Annotated in this window: 14 protein-coding genes; 8 read left to right on the top strand and 6 right to left on the bottom strand. The window is 50.9% G+C overall.

Annotated elements, in window-relative coordinates:
- Positions 1 to 27: 27 nt before the first annotated feature.
- The 4 genes from tsaB to ACO0LN_RS09475 are packed head-to-tail and all read left to right on the top strand — an operon-like array spanning position 28 to position 3,110.
- Positions 28 to 738, top strand: coding sequence for a tRNA (adenosine(37)-N6)-threonylcarbamoyltransferase complex dimerization subunit type 1 TsaB (tsaB, locus tag ACO0LN_RS09490; RefSeq protein WP_422973065.1), 711 nt, complete (start codon positions 28 to 30; stop codon positions 736 to 738).
- 11 nt (positions 739 to 749) lie between these two features.
- Complete coding sequence (gene rimI / locus ACO0LN_RS09485) at positions 750 to 1,226, top strand: ribosomal protein S18-alanine N-acetyltransferase (protein ID WP_422973063.1); 477 nt, start codon at positions 750 to 752, stop codon at positions 1,224 to 1,226.
- Positions 1,213 to 2,154: a uracil-DNA glycosylase gene (locus ACO0LN_RS09480; RefSeq protein ID WP_422973061.1), complete on the top strand. Its 942-nt coding sequence runs from the start codon at positions 1,213 to 1,215 to the stop codon at positions 2,152 to 2,154. The genes rimI and ACO0LN_RS09480 overlap by 14 nt, the downstream gene beginning before the upstream one ends.
- Positions 2,155 to 2,159: 5 nt before the next feature.
- Positions 2,160 to 3,110 (top strand): DUF1853 family protein, encoded by a 951-nt coding sequence (locus ACO0LN_RS09475; protein WP_422973059.1) that lies wholly within the window; start codon positions 2,160 to 2,162, stop codon positions 3,108 to 3,110.
- 66 nt (positions 3,111 to 3,176) lie between these two features.
- On the opposite strand, the gene lplT is transcribed toward ACO0LN_RS09475, so the two are convergent.
- Complete coding sequence (lplT, locus tag ACO0LN_RS09470; protein WP_422973057.1) at positions 3,177 to 4,439, bottom strand: lysophospholipid transporter LplT; 1,263 nt, start codon at positions 4,437 to 4,439, stop codon at positions 3,177 to 3,179.
- A 189-nt stretch (positions 4,440 to 4,628) separates the two neighbouring features.
- Here lplT and radA point away from each other — a divergent pair, with 189 nt between their 5' ends.
- A complete protein-coding gene (radA, locus tag ACO0LN_RS09465; protein ID WP_422973055.1) occupies positions 4,629 to 6,014 on the top strand; it encodes a DNA repair protein RadA in 1,386 nt (461 codons plus the stop codon).
- Here radA and hpnE read toward each other — a convergent pair.
- Together hpnE and hpnD are read right to left on the bottom strand one after the other, a co-directional pair.
- Positions 6,011 to 7,381 (bottom strand): hydroxysqualene dehydroxylase HpnE, encoded by a 1,371-nt coding sequence (hpnE, locus tag ACO0LN_RS09460; protein ID WP_422973053.1) that lies wholly within the window; start codon positions 7,379 to 7,381, stop codon positions 6,011 to 6,013. The two genes, radA and hpnE, sit on opposite strands and share 4 nt — an antisense overlap.
- Positions 7,374 to 8,207, bottom strand: a complete 834-nt coding sequence (gene hpnD / locus ACO0LN_RS09455; RefSeq protein ID WP_422973052.1) for a presqualene diphosphate synthase HpnD — start codon at positions 8,205 to 8,207, stop codon at positions 7,374 to 7,376. Before hpnD ends, hpnE begins: the two co-directional genes overlap by 8 nt.
- A 428-nt stretch (positions 8,208 to 8,635) precedes the next feature.
- Between hpnD and ACO0LN_RS09450 the strand changes: the two genes are divergently transcribed.
- On the top strand, positions 8,636 to 9,484 hold the full coding sequence (locus ACO0LN_RS09450) for a hypothetical protein (protein ID WP_422973050.1): 849 nt from the start codon (positions 8,636 to 8,638) through the stop codon (positions 9,482 to 9,484).
- Positions 9,485 to 9,594: 110 nt separating this feature from the next.
- Here the strand turns inward: ACO0LN_RS09450 and ACO0LN_RS09445 are convergent, their stop codons facing one another.
- The 3 genes from ACO0LN_RS09445 to hpnC all read right to left on the bottom strand — a co-directional run bounded on the left by ACO0LN_RS09445 (position 9,595) and on the right by hpnC (position 11,688).
- On the bottom strand, positions 9,595 to 10,299 hold the full coding sequence (locus ACO0LN_RS09445; RefSeq protein WP_422973048.1) for a M24 family metallopeptidase: 705 nt from the start codon (positions 10,297 to 10,299) through the stop codon (positions 9,595 to 9,597).
- Between the two features lie 42 nt (positions 10,300 to 10,341).
- Complete coding sequence (locus ACO0LN_RS09440) at positions 10,342 to 10,554, bottom strand: hypothetical protein (RefSeq protein ID WP_422973046.1); 213 nt, start codon at positions 10,552 to 10,554, stop codon at positions 10,342 to 10,344.
- A gap of 324 nt (positions 10,555 to 10,878) precedes the next feature.
- Entirely contained in the window at positions 10,879 to 11,688 is an 810-nt protein-coding gene (hpnC, locus tag ACO0LN_RS09435) for a squalene synthase HpnC (protein WP_422973045.1), read from the bottom strand.
- A 200-nt stretch (positions 11,689 to 11,888) separates the two neighbouring features.
- Between hpnC and ACO0LN_RS09430 the strand changes: the two genes are divergently transcribed.
- Positions 11,889 to 13,094, top strand: coding sequence for an efflux RND transporter periplasmic adaptor subunit (locus ACO0LN_RS09430; RefSeq protein ID WP_422973043.1), 1,206 nt, complete (start codon positions 11,889 to 11,891; stop codon positions 13,092 to 13,094).
- Positions 13,091 to 16,189 (top strand): efflux RND transporter permease subunit, encoded by a 3,099-nt coding sequence (locus tag ACO0LN_RS09425; RefSeq protein WP_422973041.1) that lies wholly within the window; start codon positions 13,091 to 13,093, stop codon positions 16,187 to 16,189. Before ACO0LN_RS09430 ends, ACO0LN_RS09425 begins: the two co-directional genes overlap by 4 nt.
- Positions 16,190 to 16,433: the final 244 nt, after the last annotated feature.

The raw sequence follows: 16,433 nt of genomic DNA, 5'->3' as shown, positions 1-16,433 counted from the left end.
ACAGGTGGAACACGGTAAAATACGCGTATGACCAGAATTTTAGCAATTGAAACCTCTACCGAGCTCGCCACCGCAGCCATCTTGACTGATGGTGGCATATTTGTCCGCGAACTCAGCGGTGTCCAGACACATTCCCAGGGTATTTTGCCTGCCATACAGGCTTTGCTTGCCGAGGCAGGTGTGCGCTTGCAAGATTGCGATGCCATTGCCTTTGGCTGTGGCCCCGGTGCTTTTACCGGCATACGCACAGCTTGCGGCATCGTGCAGGGCCTTGCCTATGGCGCAGACCTGCCAGTGGTGCCCGTGGTGAGCCTGCTGGCCATGGCTGAAGCTGCGCGCGAGCAGGCAGCATCAAATGAATTTGTCTGCATACTCGATGCGCGCATGAATGAAGTGTACTGGGCACAGTACCGCTTTGACGATATGGCTGGCTGGACGGAAATAAGTGCACCCGCGCTGACAGGGCTGGATGCTGCATTGGCGGCCATCACGCTGGAAAACCCGCAACTGGTACTGGGCAATGGCCTGACTTTGCCTGAGCCTGAGCTGGCGAAATATCAAGTGGTGCTATGTATGCCGCACGCAAAACAAGTCGGCATACTGGGGCAACTGGATTTCGCCGCTGGTCTTAGCCTGCCTGCAGACCAGGCGCAGCCTCTTTACCTGCGCAATAAAATTGCCCTGACTACCGCTGAGCGTGAGCAAGTCAAACTCCAGGCAGCCAAGGCGCCTGTGTAATGGAGTTGGTCATGGATTTGAAATTGATCACACCACATTATGGCAAATTGGGGTTTGCTGATGTCGATAGCATACTCAGCATAGAAGAACGGGTGTATGCACACCCCTGGACACGTGGCAATTTTACTGACTCCTTTTCCAGTGGCTATGAAGCTTTTGGTTTCAGGAATGCGGAACTGGATTTGTTTGCCTATTTTGTCGTGATGCCGATACTGGATGAATTGCATTTGCTGAATTTTGCAGTGGATATTTCATATCAGGGGCAAGGCCATGCAAAATTATTGATGGACAAGCTATTTACCTATGCCAGAGAGCAGGCCCATGCCTCGATTTTGCTGGAAGTACGGCGCAGCAATGCGCGCGCCATTTCTGTGTATGAAGGCGCTGGATTTGCCGCTATCGGTGTGCGCAAGGGCTATTACCCCGCGCATGATAATCAGCGCGAAGATGCGATCGTAATGCGGAGGCTTATTGATGCAAACGTTTGATAGTCATAACAGGCAAAGAGCCTTGCATGAACTCGGTTTGGGCCCGATGTGGTTATTGCGCGAAGCAGAGCAAGTTGCGCTTGTACCTGTCTTGGAGGCGGGGTCTGAAGTAGGGACTGATCCTGAGTCTGAGTCTGTCGGTGCGAAAGCTGCCGAGCCAGTAAGAGTAGCTGCTGCCCCGGCCCCAGCCCCAGCCGTAAATACGGCGTGGACTGAAACAGAGATTGTGCCGCACAAACTCCCGCCGGAAGCCCCGTCTTTAGCCCAGGCTTTTGAAAGCCTGCCTGAAGCAGATGACTGGATGCAGCAAGAAGTGCATCCTGTCCCGTCATTCGATAGTGAACCTGAGGTCGCTACTTTATCCTGGGATGAATTGCAGCCCATGGTGGAGAGCTGCCGTCAATGTGGCCTGTGCCAGGGCCGGAAAAAAGCTGTATTTGGCACCGGTGACAAACAAGCCAAATGGCTGTTTGTCGGTGAAGGACCGGGCTATAACGAGAATTTGCAGGGTTTGCCATTTGTAGGTGCTGCCGGACAATTGCTCGACAATATGCTTAAGTCCCTGGGCGTACCACGCGGTGAGCAAAGCTATATCGCCAATATCGTCAAGTGCCGCCCGACAGATGCACAAGGCAAGGACAGGCCACCGACTGCCGATGAAATCGCTGCCTGTCTGCCTTATCTGCACAGACAGATCGCCATGATCAAACCGCAAATCATTGTCGCACTTGGCAAGACTGCTGCCGTGTCTTTGCTGGGTATGGATCTTGAAACCCCGGTGGGACAGTTGCGTGGCAAGGTGCATCAATTCAGTGGCATACCAGTGGTGGCGACTTATCACCCGGCCTATCTCTTGCGCAAGCCCGCGGACAAAGCCAAGGCCTGGGCAGATTTGTGTCTTGCAATTAAAGCACTGCCGGCAAATTGAGCTATATGGAGAGCGCACAAGCTGCATTTCACCGACACTGGCAGCATCTCCACAATCCTCATGTGCGGGCACTGGCATGGATGCTGACAGCGCCCGGTCTGCTGGATGCCCATCATGTTTCCTGGGAAGGTAAGCTGGCAAATGCAGCATTTTCTGATGCTCAAATATTGCCGCAATGGCTGGCAGAGCTTGACGTTAATCCTGCTCCTTTGCTGGACTTGTTGCTGCGCCATCCTTCTCGCCGGCTCGGTTTGTATGCGGAGAGACTCTACGAATTCTATTTAACTGCGCATGGCTTATTAGCTGCCCACGGTTTGCAGGTACATAACAAAGGGGCCAGTACGATAGGGGAGTTTGATTTTCTATTGCAGACCAAGGCTGGTTTGCAGCATCTGGAGCTGGCAACAAAATTTTATTTGTTCCATGCCGACGCGCCAGCGGCACCAGATTTATATGATTATCTTGGCCCCAACCTGGCTGACAGCCTGGGTGCCAAGCTGCACAAGATCATGGGGCAGCAATTGCAATTGTCAGCACATCCGCTGGCACAGCAAGTCTTGCCAGGTGCGGTGCAAAGTGCGCAAGCTCTGATACTGGGCTGGTTGTTTTACCGTGATGAACAAACAGCAGATAACTTTAGCACCGGGCTGGCACAGAATCACTGCCGTGGAGCGATATGGACGCAAGCAGAAGTGCGGTCGCTGGATTTTGAATATGCCCTGTTGCTGGACAGACTGGAGTGGCTGGCACCAGCACAGTCGGACAAGAATGCAGTGCAGGAGAAGGGAAGTATACTGAATGACATGCAAACTTACTTTGCTACTTCCAGTACGCCACTCATGCTCGCCCTGATGCAAGAAAACCAGGGGCTGATGCAGGAATACTGCCGGGGCATGGTGGTGCCAGATGACTGGTTTATGCAGGCCGACATGGTCAAGCTGAAGCGCACTCCCTAGCGCACTTCTCATCACACTCAATCACATGCAATATGCAGCGAGGGGCTGTAATCGCCCATCGCTTGATCAGTGCTTGTGCTCGCCTATCAATGCCAATGAATCATACTCGCGTTGATTGGCCATGTGTTTGCGTATGACGGCATAGATAGTGCTGGACACAAACAGGCCAAACAATACGATGATGACCATGATGTCCATGTTCATGGAGTTCAGTAAAGTATAGATAGCCAGCATAGTCAGAACTGACAAATTCTCATTAAAATTTTGCACGGCAATAGAGTGCCCGGCACTCATTAAGACGTGACCGCGGTGCTGCAACAAAGCATTCATGGGAACGACAAAGAAGCCAGCCAAGGCGCCAACCAGGATCAGTAGTGGGTAAGCAACCCAGATGTTGTGCACGAAAATCATGGTGATGACCACCAAGCCCATGGCCACACCTAAAGGCATGACGTTCAACGATTTTTTCAAAGGCACGAAACGGGCCGCAGCTACCGCTCCGAGAGCAACGCCAACAGCAACTACGCCTTGTAGAATGGCGGCCTGGTCCAGTTTCATATGCAGGGACTGTTTTGCCCATTCCAGTACGATGAATTGCAGAGTAGCTGCAGTACCCCATAGCAGAGTGGTAACACCCAGGGTAATTTGTCCCAGCCTGTCTTTCCACAAGATAGTCACACATTCGGCAAATTCAGTTATTAGCTTGGCAGGATTGCGTTGCTGATGTTTATAGCGAGCACCTGTATCCGGGATGCGCATATTGAATAAGGCTGCCGTTGCATAGCAAGCAGTGACCACGCACAAAGCAGCTTCAGAAGGCGTTGTTATATTAAAGTCGATGAGCGGAAAGTCAAAATTGAGTAGCACTGACGATACTCTGGAATTGACCAGAGCGCCGCCCAATACCGTGCCAAAAATGATGGACGAAACCGTCAAGCCTTCTATCCAGCCATTCGCCGCGACCAACTTTTCTGGAGGTAGCAATTCGGTGAGGATGCCATATTTAGCTGGTGAGTATGCTGCTGCACCGAAGCCAACAACAGCGTAGGCGATCAGGGGATGGATATTAAAAAACATCAGCGCACAGCCACCGACTTTGATCATATTGGTAATGAGCATGACCTTGCCTTTGGGCAGGGAATCAGCAAAGGCACCGACAAAAGGTGCCAGCAAAACATAAGACAAAACAAAAAATAATTTTAACAATGGTGGCATCCAGTGGGGCGAACCTATGGATGTCAGCAATGCCATTGCGGCTATCAGTAAGGCATTGTCGGCCAGCGAAGAAAAAAACTGCGCCGCCATGATCGTATAAAAACCGCTCTTCATGCTTTATTCATGCTTTATGTCTACCTGCTACAAAATGTCTCTGGCAGCTTTATACCATGAAAATTGTGGGGAATTAGTGAAATAAGGCAAGCTATTTGCTGAATACTGGTTAAAATATCAGTGTTTTTCTGGTCTGCATGCAGATGCGAACTGAAGTAGTAAACCCCGCAAATTTCCTCTGGTCTGAAGATGGCAAAAGCAAAAACCAATTATACCTGCACCGAATGTGGTGGTATTGTCAATAAGTGGGCTGGTCAGTGTCCAGCCTGCGGGCAGTGGAATACCCTGGTTGAAACCATCGTGGAATCTGTCGGCAACCGGTTCAGCGCCAGACCCCAGGGGCTGGCGCAATCCGCACCGGTCTTGAACCTGGCTGAGATTGAAGCACTCGATGTGCCGCGTTTTGGTACAGACATAGATGAATTTGACCGCGTACTGGGTGGTGGACTGGTAGCAGGTGGTGTTGTATTGATAGGTGGCGACCCCGGCATTGGTAAATCTACCTTGCTGCTGCAGGCGCTGGCTAACCTGGCTCAGAAAAAAAAGGTCTTGTATGTCAGTGGAGAAGAGTCCGGGGCGCAAATCGCCCTGCGAGCCAAGCGCTTGTCCCTGGACGCCAAAGACTTGCAATTGCAGGCTGAGATACAACTGGAAAAAATCCTCAATACTCTGGCTGAACACAAGCCCCAGGTTGTGGTCATTGATTCCATACAGACCATGTATTCCGATGCCCTGAGCTCTGCGCCCGGCTCAGTTGCCCAGGTGCGCGAATGTGCGGCCCAGTTGACGCGTGTTGCCAAGACCATGGACATCACCATGATACTAGTCGGCCATGTTACTAAAGAAGGTGCACTGGCGGGGCCACGTGTGCTCGAGCATATTGTCGATACGGTCTTGTATTTTGAGGGAGACACCCATTCCAGCTTCCGTCTGGTGCGGGCGATTAAAAACCGTTTTGGTGCAGTCAACGAGCTCGGTGTGTTTGCCATGACGGAAAAAGGCTTGAAGGGTGTATCCAATCCTTCTGCCTTGTTCCTGTCCCAGCATGATACCCAGGTGGCTGGTTCTTGCGTCATGGTCACGCAAGAGGGCACGCGGCCCTTGCTGGTAGAGATACAGGCACTGGTTGACAGTTCACATGCCCCTAATGCCCGTCGTTTGTCAGTAGGCTTGGAGCAAAACCGCCTGGCCATGTTACTGGCGGTGTTGCACAGGCATGCAGGCGTGGCGGCTTTTGATCAGGATGTGTTTATCAATGCGGTGGGCGGTGTCAAGATTGCCGAGCCTGCCGCCGATCTGGCCGTGCTGCTGGCGATTAATTCTTCCATGCGCAATAAGCCCCTGCCGCGCGGCCTGGTGGTGTTTGGGGAGGTCGGGCTGGCGGGTGAGATACGCCCAGCGCCACGTGGGCAAGAACGCTTGCGCGAAGCGGCCAAGCTGGGCTTTTCGATTGCGATGATCCCCAAATCAAATGCGCCCAAACAAAAAATCGAAGGCCTGACCATCATAGGGGTCGATAGGATAGAAGAGGCCTTATCCAGAATCCGCGATGTAGATAGTGAAATCCCGGATTAGATTTTTGACGCTTTCAAGTCTTTGGCGATAGCCTGGCTGGCTGCTATGCCACTGCGTACGGCACCTTCCAGCGTGGCAGGGTAGTCGCCTTTGGTATAGTCGCCTGCCAGATACAGGCCGCTGTAAGCAGTATGATTGTCTGGCCTGTTCAGACCAGGTGCGCAACTGAAAGTGGCGCGCTTTTCCGAGATGCATTGATGCCAGATGGGCTGCGCCAGTTCTGGCATGCCAAGACTCTGCGCCAGTTGTGCGGCAATATCCATCGCCAGTTCATGTCTGTCAATTTCTGTGGCAGCTTGCGAAACACTCACGACCACTGCCAGCAAACCCGCCTGATCGGGTTGTAGCTGACCACGGTCAAATACATATTGTCCCCATTTTTTTTGTCCAGCATCTTCAAGCAGAGCCAGCATGGGACGTGGCAATCTCACGTTTGCCCCGTATTGCAGATAACAGGTAGTAATGGGCTCGTAAGTCATTGCAGGCAAGGGGGCTGCCTGATCTTTGAATGGCAATGTGGACAATAGTCTGTCTGCATTGGCAAAATCGCAGGCAAGTATGACTGCATCATAGAGCTGCAGTTGTGCTTCTGCCTGCTTCAGTTCAATTTGCCATTTGCCATCTTCATTTTGCACAAGGCATGTTGCGCTATGGGCTGTTAAGACTTGCCCGCCGTGAGCGCGTACATAGTCAGCTGCTTTTTCTGGGAAGATACCGCTCAGGTCCAGCCGGGGTATCAGCATGTCGGATGCCGCGCGTTTTGCTCCGAGGCTGTCGCGCAGTACATTTAAGAATACTTGGGCCGAGGCGCGTTCTGGCGGCGTATTCAGGGCAGCGATGCAGAGTGGTATCCACATCAAACGACATAGCCGCGGTGTCTGATCAAAACGTTCCAGTAATTCCAGGACGCTGCAATCTTCATTCAGACGCCAGCCCATCCAGCGTGCGGTGGATGAAAATCTTGCCAGTGCCATTTTGTCAGCAAAACTCAGGCCACTGGATTTAATCAGTGCGAATAATAAGTGTAGCGGGGCGGGTAAGCTCGGGGCAATGAATGACATGCCTTCTTCCAGCTCGGGATACACCATTTGCAGCGGCAAATTCAACAGTGCTGTTTCAGTATCGACACCAAGCAGTCGCATCAGGCGCAGACTCTGGGTATAGGCGCCCAGCAAAATATGCTGGCCATTATCCAGTTCTTGCTCGTGCACTGTGACTCCACGCGCACGCCCACCCAGATTGCGGCTGGATTCGAATAATGTGACAGTGGCACCTAGTTGTGCCAGTTCACAGGCAGCCGCGCAACCAGCCCAGCCAGCGCCGATGACGGCGACTGACTTGTTTTTCAGCGCTTCTTTTTTAGCCACGGACGTAGGTTTTCCAGGCCAGCCAGAGTTTGCGTATCGGTGTCAGCGAGATGCGCTGATTAAGTACATGAAAACCGTCACGCTGTATCTCTACCAGCAGGGCGCGATAAATCGCTGCCATGATCAGGCCTGTCCTTTGCGCCTTGCGGTCTTCCGGCGGCAGCAGGGCAAAGGCTTCCTCGTACAGCTTTTGTGCGCGCTCATACTGGAACTGCATCAGGGTTTCAAACTGTGCGCTATGACGGGCATTCAGAATATCGGCTGCTGTGACATTGAATTGTTGTAATTCATTGACCGGCAGGTAGATTCTGCCTTTGCGTGCATCTTCACCAACGTCGCGGATGATATTAGTCATCTGAAAAGCCAGTCCCAGTTTTTCAGCAAACTCACGGGTTTGCGGATTGGTGATGCCAAAAATACTGGCCGACAAAATGCCGACAACGCCGGCGACATGCCAGCAATATTTTTGCAGCGCATTGAAGTCGAGGTAGCGGGTCTGGTTCAAATCCATTTCCATGCCATCGATGATCGCCAGCAGGTGCGCGCCTTCAAGCTGGTATTCTGCCATGTGAGGCAGCAAAGCCTTGGTGACAGGATGCGTGGGTTGATTTGCCAGCATGGCCTGCACTTCCTTGCGCCACCAGCCCAGTTTGCTGCGTGCCACCATATCGTCAGTGCTTTCATCCACAACATCATCGACTTCGCGGCAAAATGCATACAGGGCGGTAATTGCCCGCCTTCTTGCCTGGGGCAAAAACAGGAAACTATAGTAAAAACTGGAGCCACTTTGTGCAGCTTTTTGCTGGCAATATTCGTCTGGAGACATGCTGAATGAGTAAGAAGTGGCGGCTAAAGCCAAAATTAAGGCCAAAAATAAAGCCAAAAAAGTAGCTATGTTAACAAACTGTGGCAAAGCTCACAAATCTCTTGCGCTTTATTGTGTGGCCGAGAAGGATGATTTTTGCTCAGTTTACAGTAGAAATATGAAATTATTATTAATAAAGTGAGGCGGTAGATGGGGCGAGGCCGGTTTTTTGCTGGATAGGCAAAGCCATGGGTTTTGTATAAGAAGTGTATTTTGATGCCGGGATTAGTCTGTTTTATCGTAACATATTGTAATGAAAACGAAGAACTGCCTTCTTATCCGGGACTAAACGTATAATAGGCGGCGCGTTTTAAAGCAATACCAGAGCGTTTGAGCGCCATGGAAAATCGGCGCGGCATTGAAAATAATTACTCATTCGGACGAATATCTTGAATAAATCGAAATTTGCAGCATTGATCGTTGGCGCAGGCATAGTCCTCGCTGGATGTGGTGGCTTTGTATATACGACAGTTGGCGGTAATGTCACTGGTCTGGGTACTGGTGATGTTCTGGTTTTGCGCAATGAGGCCAATTACACCCAGACGCTGACGGCAGATGGTACTTTCTCATTCAATGTTGCCAGCAATGGTGCTTACTCCATCAGTGTGCTGACCCAGCCAAATTCTGTGAACTGCACGGTTGTCAATGGCACAGGCAAGATGTCCAGTGATTCAGCAGTCAAGAACATCGCGGTAACCTGTGTGCCGAATGTGCCGGTGGGTGGTACGGTTTCCGGCATGGCTGACAATAGCTCCATGGTATTGCTCAATAATGCGTTGGCAACTACTACAGTAACGGCCAATGGCAGCTTCCAGTTTGCATCTTACGGTGTCAGCGGTCAGCCGTTTGCAGTGACTGTAGGTATCCCGCCTGCATCGCAGTACTGTACAGTCGCCAATGGCACTGGCACTGTCAATAATGCCAATCCTGCAGCTTCACTGACGGCCCTGGTGTCTTGTGTACCTGCTGTGCCGGTTCAATTTACCGTCAATGGCCTGACAGCAGGCACAGTGTTGACCATGGTGAATACAGTAGATGGTTTTGCTGATAAATTTGCCGTCAGTGCGCCAGGTAATTATCAGTTCAACTGGAGCTGGTTGAGTGGCAAGCCATTCAATATCACCGTTGATACCCAGGCTACCGGTCAGACTTGCAAGGTTACAAATGGTACTGGTGTGGTCGATGCGTCTAATCCTGCTGCCTCAAGAAATGCAGTGGTAGATTGCTCCAAGACTTGATAGCAGGCAGTTGATATAAATGAAAAGCTGGGCAGATTAACATCTGTCCAGCTTTTTTGTGTTTACCTGCAATGGCAGGTGCATAGACATGGGAGTAAGCTCCCTTTGCTTTATATTTCTTCCAGCTTGCCCTGCTCATTGAAATAGAAAATGCCTTCATGCTTGAAGCCCCATTTGCCGCCTTTTAGGCGTATGAAGGGTTCAAAGCTGAAAAAGGCGACTTCTCCCAACTCCTGGTTGTTATCAGAATGGATGTATTGGCGCTGGTCGCGGTCTGTGACTATGCTATGCCCGACATTGTTGCGGTAATCCAGATTCACGAAGCCATTTTGCCGTATTCGTAAATTGGCCCAGTCAAATAACTGACCAAACGTGGTTTTGGGTGTCACGGTTTCCAGCATTTGCGCATGCAGGTGCTGCTGGAAGCAAAGCCCGTTGCGAAACTCCAGCAATTGCGGTGTGTGTGTCACTCTGCCATTTTCAACCGGGAAGGAGCGCGCGCAATCCCCCCAATATTCATCGTGGACCGGACTCAAATCCACGGTAATCAGATTGGCTTTGCCAACGGTTTCTTTGCCGGGTTGATAGTCGCTGCCAGAGATGGAGACGCAGCTACGCGACCCTAGCAACACGAGGGCGGGGCATTGGTGGTACCAGGTTTTGGAGTAACCCGATTCGCACAACATGGAGTAGGCCTTGTCGGCGATGCTTTGTTCGGTATCTTCAGATGTGATCATGCCAGCCAGACGTGCCAGTACCGTCTTGGCAGCTGCCTGTATTTCCCTATGCTTGGCAATTTGCAATGCTGTGGGCATGATATTGAGTTGGCTATCGTACAAAATGCAGGAGCTTATCTATTATTTATGGTGCTTGCTGGAGGATTCCTTGTCGGTATTGCTGCTATCGCTGCCCTGATTATCCCCACTGCTGTCATCGCTATCGCTGGTGACCGCCCTTACGCCAGCGCGCGTGACATCTACTGCGGTACCAACGACGGCACTGCCGACTTTAACGGTAGTCGAGACGGCCGCATCAGCAATCGCAATGACGGTGCAGCCGTTGAGTGACAATAAAGATAGTAGGAAAACGCATCGATATATACAAGTTGTACAAGTTCGCATTCAAACTCCAGAATCCTGTGCAGACCCGCTTGCTCTTGAAAGAGTCGCCATGGGTTTGCTGTTGGTGTGATTGATAGATTGATTTTAAGTTCAATCCCACGTATCTCCTATTGCTATTGGTTAAAAACAATAATGATTTACATGTTGCTGCAATTTGCAGACACAGTGGGAGCGGGCAAACGTTTGCCAGGTGATTGCGATTGATCTGTATTGATTTGTATCAGCCGGCCTCACGTTCAGTTTCACATACCTCACATGCCTCACATATCTACCTCACATACGTGTTGCCCGCCATGCCAGCCTGATCCAGTCGGTCTTGCCGAGCTTGGGCCTGTGCTGAAATACGTTGTAATTCGCCGCTTCAATTTTTTCCAGTATGCACAAGCCGCCCTGTACCACCAGGCGCAATTCCCATCCCAGCCTGCCAGGCAGGCGCTTTGCCAGGCCGCTGCCTGATTGCATCATATTCCTGGCGCGTGCCACCTGGAAGCGCATCATATTGCGCCAGTCCTCATTTTGCATGCCACTGGCAATTTGCTGTTCTCCTATGCCAAACCGGCTCAAGTCATCCAGCGGGAGGTAAATTCTTTGTTTTTGCCAGTCTATGGCGACATCCTGCCAAAAATTGATCAGTTGCAGTGCACTGCAGATGGCATCTGAATCGCGCAAATTCTCAGTACTGGCCTGTTCATACAGGTGCAACATCAGTGTGCCGACCGGATTTGCCGAGCGGGCACAATAATCCAGCAGTCCGGTAAAGTTTGCATATCTGGTAGTGACGACATCCTGTTTAAACGCCGACAGTAAATCGCGAAAGCTTTGCAAAGGCAGCTTATATTCACGTATCACCTCAGCCAGCGCCTTGAATAGTTGTGATTCGCTGCTACTATTTTTCTCTATGTTATCGAGTTCGCGTTCATATTCTGCCAGTTGCGCCAGCCTTTGCTCCGGGCTGGCATCTCCCTCATCGGCAATGTCGTCGGCACTGCGGGCAAAAGCATAGATGACCTTGACCGCTGGCCTTAAGCGGGCAGGAAGTAATAGGGAAGCAACAGGGAAGTTTTCGTAATGGTTAACCGACATTTATTGAGCTAAATTCCATGAAAAGTCTTAATGACCGAAAAGTCATTGGCAAAAACAAGATGCTTAACTATAATTACTAACCGCAAAGTCAGTTACTTGATAGTAGCATGTAGTCAATATTAAATATTAATAAAATCGCATTGTCATTTTTGCCCGTTTTGTTCCGGCCCGGAAAGCCAGCATAGTAAAGGAAAACTCCTGTGTTAACACCAGAAACTACCGTCCATCCTCAAGCGAGGCAGTTTGCTGGAAGGCGCGCTGTCCCATTTGCCTTCATCCTTGCATCTACAACACTATTGCTGGCTTGCTCCAAACCTGCCGAAAAAACCGAAGACATACGCCCGGTCAGAACGATTACCCTGGCGAGCAGTAATATAGATATCAATGCCGAGCTGCCTGGCGAAGTGCGTCCCCGCATAGAGTCACGCCTTGGTTTTCGTGTTCCTGGCAAGATAGTTGCCCGCAAAGTAGATGCCGGCACCCTGGTCAAACGTGGTCAGGTATTGATGCAATTGGATCCGCAAGACCTGGCGCTGGCGCAAGTCCAGGCCAAGGCTGGCTTATCGGCGGCTGAGAGTAATCGTGACCTGGCCAAGGCTGAATTGAAGCGTTATCAAGAGTTGCGCTCCAAGAATTTTGTGGCTGCCGCAGTACTGGATGGCAAAGAAGTGGCCTACAAATCAGCACAATCTACTTACGAACAGGCTTTGGCAGCTTATAAAAACCAGTCCAACCAGTCTTCTTATACCAGCCTCGTGGCTGATGTTGATGGCGTGGTGACAGGCATTGATGCCGAGGTGGGCCAGGTGGTTGCAGCGGGTACATCGGTCGTGCGTGTAGCCCAACTGGGGGCCATGGATGTTATCGTTGGTGTACCAGAAGACAAGGTCAATTCCATCCGTCAACTGACGGATGTCAACATACGTTTGTGGGCCAATCCTGGTCAATCCATACCTGGCAAATTGCGCGAATTGTCACCTATGGCTGACCCAGTTACCCGTACTTATACTGCCAAGGTCAGCCTTGCTGGTGATAACAAGGATGTGCAACTGGGCATGACGGCCTATGTCAGCTTCAATTCGAAAAATCCGAACAGTGCAATCAAAGTGCCTTTGACTGCCTTGTTCCAGGAAAAAAATGCTTCTTCAGTCTGGGTGGTCGAGTCTGGTGTGGTCAGGCTGGTGCCAGTTCAGGTGGCTGGTTCTTCTGGAGAAGAAGCCTTGCTGGCTGGTGGTGTCAAACCAGGTCAGGTAGTGGTGACGGCGGGGGCCAACCTGCTCAAAAATGGCCAGAAAGTAACTATACTCGGTGTGGAAACTACCCCGGCTCCGGCCAAGTCTGTGGCCGCTGCCAGTGATGCTGCATCCCTAGCTCCTGCAACTGCGGCAGCAGGAGCCGCCAAATGAGTGATTCTTCACGTGGTTTCAATTTATCCAGATGGGCGCTGGAGCATATACCGCTGACGCGTTATCTGATGGTCGTGCTCTTGCTGGGGGGCATACTCAGCTATGGCAAACTGGGGCAGGATGAAGATCCGCCGTTTACTTTCCGCGCGATGGTGGTGCGGGCTATCTGGCCAGGTGCCACTGCCTTGCAAATGGCAGATCAGGTGACTGACAAGCTGGAAAAAAAGCTGCAAGAAACGCCATATATAGACAAGATACGCAGTTACTCCAAACCAGGTGAAACTTTAATTATCCTGCAATTGCGTGAATCGACGCCGCCTAAAGATACGGCGCAATCCTGGTATCAGGTGCGTAAGAAGATAGGTGATATCCGTTCGACCTTGCCGCCCGGCGTACTCGGCCCATTCTTCAATGATGAATTCGGCGATACCTACGGCTCCATCTATGCCTTGTCTGGCGATGGTTTCAAGTATGAAGAGGTTAAAGAATATGCCGACTTCGTGCGTCAGCAATTCTTGCGCATCCCTTCTGTATCCAAGGTTGAACTGTTTGGCGTGCAGGATGAGAAAATCAATATCGAATTCTCGCAAAAGAAATTCTCACAACTGGGCGTGCCATTTGATGCCATCGTAGGGCAAATCAATTCGCAAAATGGTGTTGAGGCTACCGGTGTGCTAACGACTTCCACTGACAATCTGCAAGTCCGTATTTCTGGCGCGCTGATGACGGTGAAAGAGTTGGAAAATCTGCAGTTGCGCGCCAATGGCACGACTTTCCGCCTCGGTGATTTCGCCACGGTCAAACGTGAATACAAAAACCCGCCGCAAGACAAGATGCGTTTCAACGGCAAAGAAGTTGTCGGTCTGGGTATTTCCATGGAAAAGGGCGGCAATATCATTGAGTTGGGCAAACACCTGCAAGTTGATGTTGCTGAAATCAAGGCGAAACTGCCAGTAGGCATTACGCTGGAGCAGGTCACCAATCAGCCGGATGCAGTGAAGTCTTCGGTTGGTGAATTTATCCGCACTCTGATAGAAGCGGTTGTCATTGTTCTTGCGGTCAGCTTCCTGGCCTTGGGTTTGCATACCAAACCTTTCCGCCTCGATATCTGGCCTGGCCTGGTGGTTGGTTTGACGATACCGCTGGTATTGGCAATTACCTTCCTGTTCATGCGCATCTTTGATATCGATTTACACAAGATATCGCTGGGTGCTTTGATCATTGCACTGGGTTTGCTGGTCGATGATGCGATTATCGCAGTTGAAATGATGGTTCGTAAGATGGAAGAAGGTTTTTCTCGCTTTGATGCGGCAACCTTTGCCTATACTTCTACGGCCATGCCTATGCTGACAGGTACGCTGATTACGGCGGCAGGTTTCTTGCCTATCGGTCTGGCAAAATCTGCAGCAGGTGAGTATACCTTCTCCATGTTCTCGGTGAATGCCCTGGCTTTGCTGATTTCATGGCTGGCGGCGGTTATCTTTACGCCTTATTTGGGTTATTTGCTGTTGAAGGTCAAGCCGCATGCAGGTGGCGGTGGCAGTGAGCATGAGATTTTTGATACACCGTTTTACTCGCGCTTCCGTGCGCTGGTGAACTGGTGCGTGACCTGGCGCAAGACGACGATAGTCATTACGCTTGGCGTGTTCATGCTGGGTGTATATGGATTCAAGTTCATTGAACAGCAATTCTTCCCTGACTCCAGTCGCCCTGAATTGATGGTGGAGTTGTGGTTGCCTGAGGGCTCATCCTTCCAGGCAACAGAAGCGCAAGCCAAGAAGTTTGAAGCCTTCATGCAAAAGCAGGAAGGGGTGGAAAGCGTGACCAGCTATGTCGGTACGGGTAGCCCACGTTTCTATTTGCCACTGGATCAGATTTTCCCACAAACCAACGTGTCGCAGATCGTGGTTTTGCCTAAGGATTTGAAAGCACGTTCCGCATTGCGCTTGAAAATTATCGAAGCCTTCAAGAAAGATTTTCCTGAGGTGCGTGGTCGTGTGAAACTCTTGCCTAACGGCCCACCAGTTCCTTATCCGGTGCAGTTCCGTGTTACCGGTCTGGAAGTAAACAAGGTCAGGGAAATTGCAGACCGCGTCAAAGAAGTCATGCGTGCCAACCCGAATACGGTGGGTGTGAATGACAACTGGAACGAGTCAGTCAAGGTAGTGCGTATTGATCTGGATCAGGATAAATTGCGTGCCCTGGGTATTACATCGCAAGCTGTCATGCGTGCTGCGAATACCATACTGACGGGTACTAACGTTGGTCAGTTCCGTGATGGTAATAAACTGATTGATATTGTCGTGCGTCAGCCAGTCGATGAGCGTTCTACGATAGAGGCATTGGGTAATGCCAATGTACCAACCGGCAGCGGCAAATTTGTGCCTTTGTCTCAGGTTGCCCGTATCAATCTGGTATGGGAGCCAGGTGTCGTCTGGCGTGAAGGTCGTGAGTGGGCTGTGACGGTACAGTCCGATGTGGTTGATGGCATACAAGGCCCGACAGTATCAAGCCAGGTATCACCAAAACTGGATCAGATCAGGGCCAGCCTCTTGCCAGGTTATAAGATAGAGTTGGCAGGTGCAGCAGCGGATAGTGGCAAGGCGCAGGAATCGATTGCAGCCAATGTTCCATTTGTGATTTTCATCATATTCACTTTGCTGATGCTGCAGTTGCATAGTTTCTCCAGATCCTTGCTGGTATTCCTCACCGGCCCTCTGGGTGTGGCCGGCGCGGCGATGGCTTTGTTGATATTGCAACGTCCATTCGGTTTCGTCGCGCAGCTCGGTGTGATTGCCCTGTTCGGTATGATCATCCGTAATTCGGTGATCTTGATTGACCAGATCGAACACGATATAGGTGAGGGCGCTGCACCATGGGATGCGATTGTGGAATCGGCAGTACGCCGCTTCCGCCCTATCATTCTGACGGCAGCAGCGGCAGTGCTGGCGATGATACCTTTGTCCCGTTCCGTGTTCTGGGGGCCAATGGCGGTCGCTATCATGGGGGGGTTGATTATTGCGACTGCTCTGACCTTGCTGTTCTTGCCAGCTCTATATGCGGCATGGTTCAGGGTCAAGAAGACCAGTATCTAAGAGTATTTGGGGTATTTTTGGGTTCCACCCCTGTCAGGTTGGCTATGCTGACAGAGGTGGAATTGCTTGAAATACCGGGCAATACTGCCCTTGTATAGTGTTTTATAGCTTTTTATGGTTTTTCCGCCGCTGTATTGGGCTTGTATTTAAAAAAATAAGGCACATGCCGGTAAAATCCAGTAGAATATCGGGCTGGAGTTGTAATGCCACATACATCAGTTTTGGGCGACGCTTGAATTTCGGG

This window comes from Undibacterium sp. TC9W, from assembly GCF_049339865.1.
Taxonomy (GTDB): domain Bacteria; phylum Pseudomonadota; class Gammaproteobacteria; order Burkholderiales; family Burkholderiaceae_D; genus Undibacterium.
Note: the sequence above shows the minus strand (reverse complement) of the source record. Positions and strands in the feature narration are given on the sequence as shown.

Bases quoted from the DNA above. Each gene is read 5' to 3' on its own strand.
- hpnD (WP_422973052.1), bottom strand. From the start codon at position 8,207: ATGTCTCCAGACGAATATTGCCAGCAAAAAGCTGCACAAAGTGGCTCC.
- ACO0LN_RS09425 (WP_422973041.1), top strand. From the start codon at position 13,091: ATGAGTGATTCTTCACGTGGTTTCAATTTATCCAGATGGGCGCTGGAG.
- tsaB (WP_422973065.1), top strand. From the start codon at position 28: ATGACCAGAATTTTAGCAATTGAAACCTCTACCGAGCTCGCCACCGCA.
- hpnC (WP_422973045.1), bottom strand. From the start codon at position 11,688: ATGTCGGTTAACCATTACGAAAACTTCCCTGTTGCTTCCCTATTACTT.
- ACO0LN_RS09445 (WP_422973048.1), bottom strand. From the start codon at position 10,299: ATGCCCACAGCATTGCAAATTGCCAAGCATAGGGAAATACAGGCAGCT.
- ACO0LN_RS09480 (WP_422973061.1), top strand. From the start codon at position 1,213: ATGCAAACGTTTGATAGTCATAACAGGCAAAGAGCCTTGCATGAACTC.
- rimI (WP_422973063.1), top strand. From the start codon at position 750: ATGGATTTGAAATTGATCACACCACATTATGGCAAATTGGGGTTTGCT.
- radA (WP_422973055.1), top strand. From the start codon at position 4,629: ATGGCAAAAGCAAAAACCAATTATACCTGCACCGAATGTGGTGGTATT.
- ACO0LN_RS09475 (WP_422973059.1), top strand. From the start codon at position 2,160: ATGGAGAGCGCACAAGCTGCATTTCACCGACACTGGCAGCATCTCCAC.
- lplT (WP_422973057.1), bottom strand. From the start codon at position 4,439: ATGAAGAGCGGTTTTTATACGATCATGGCGGCGCAGTTTTTTTCTTCG.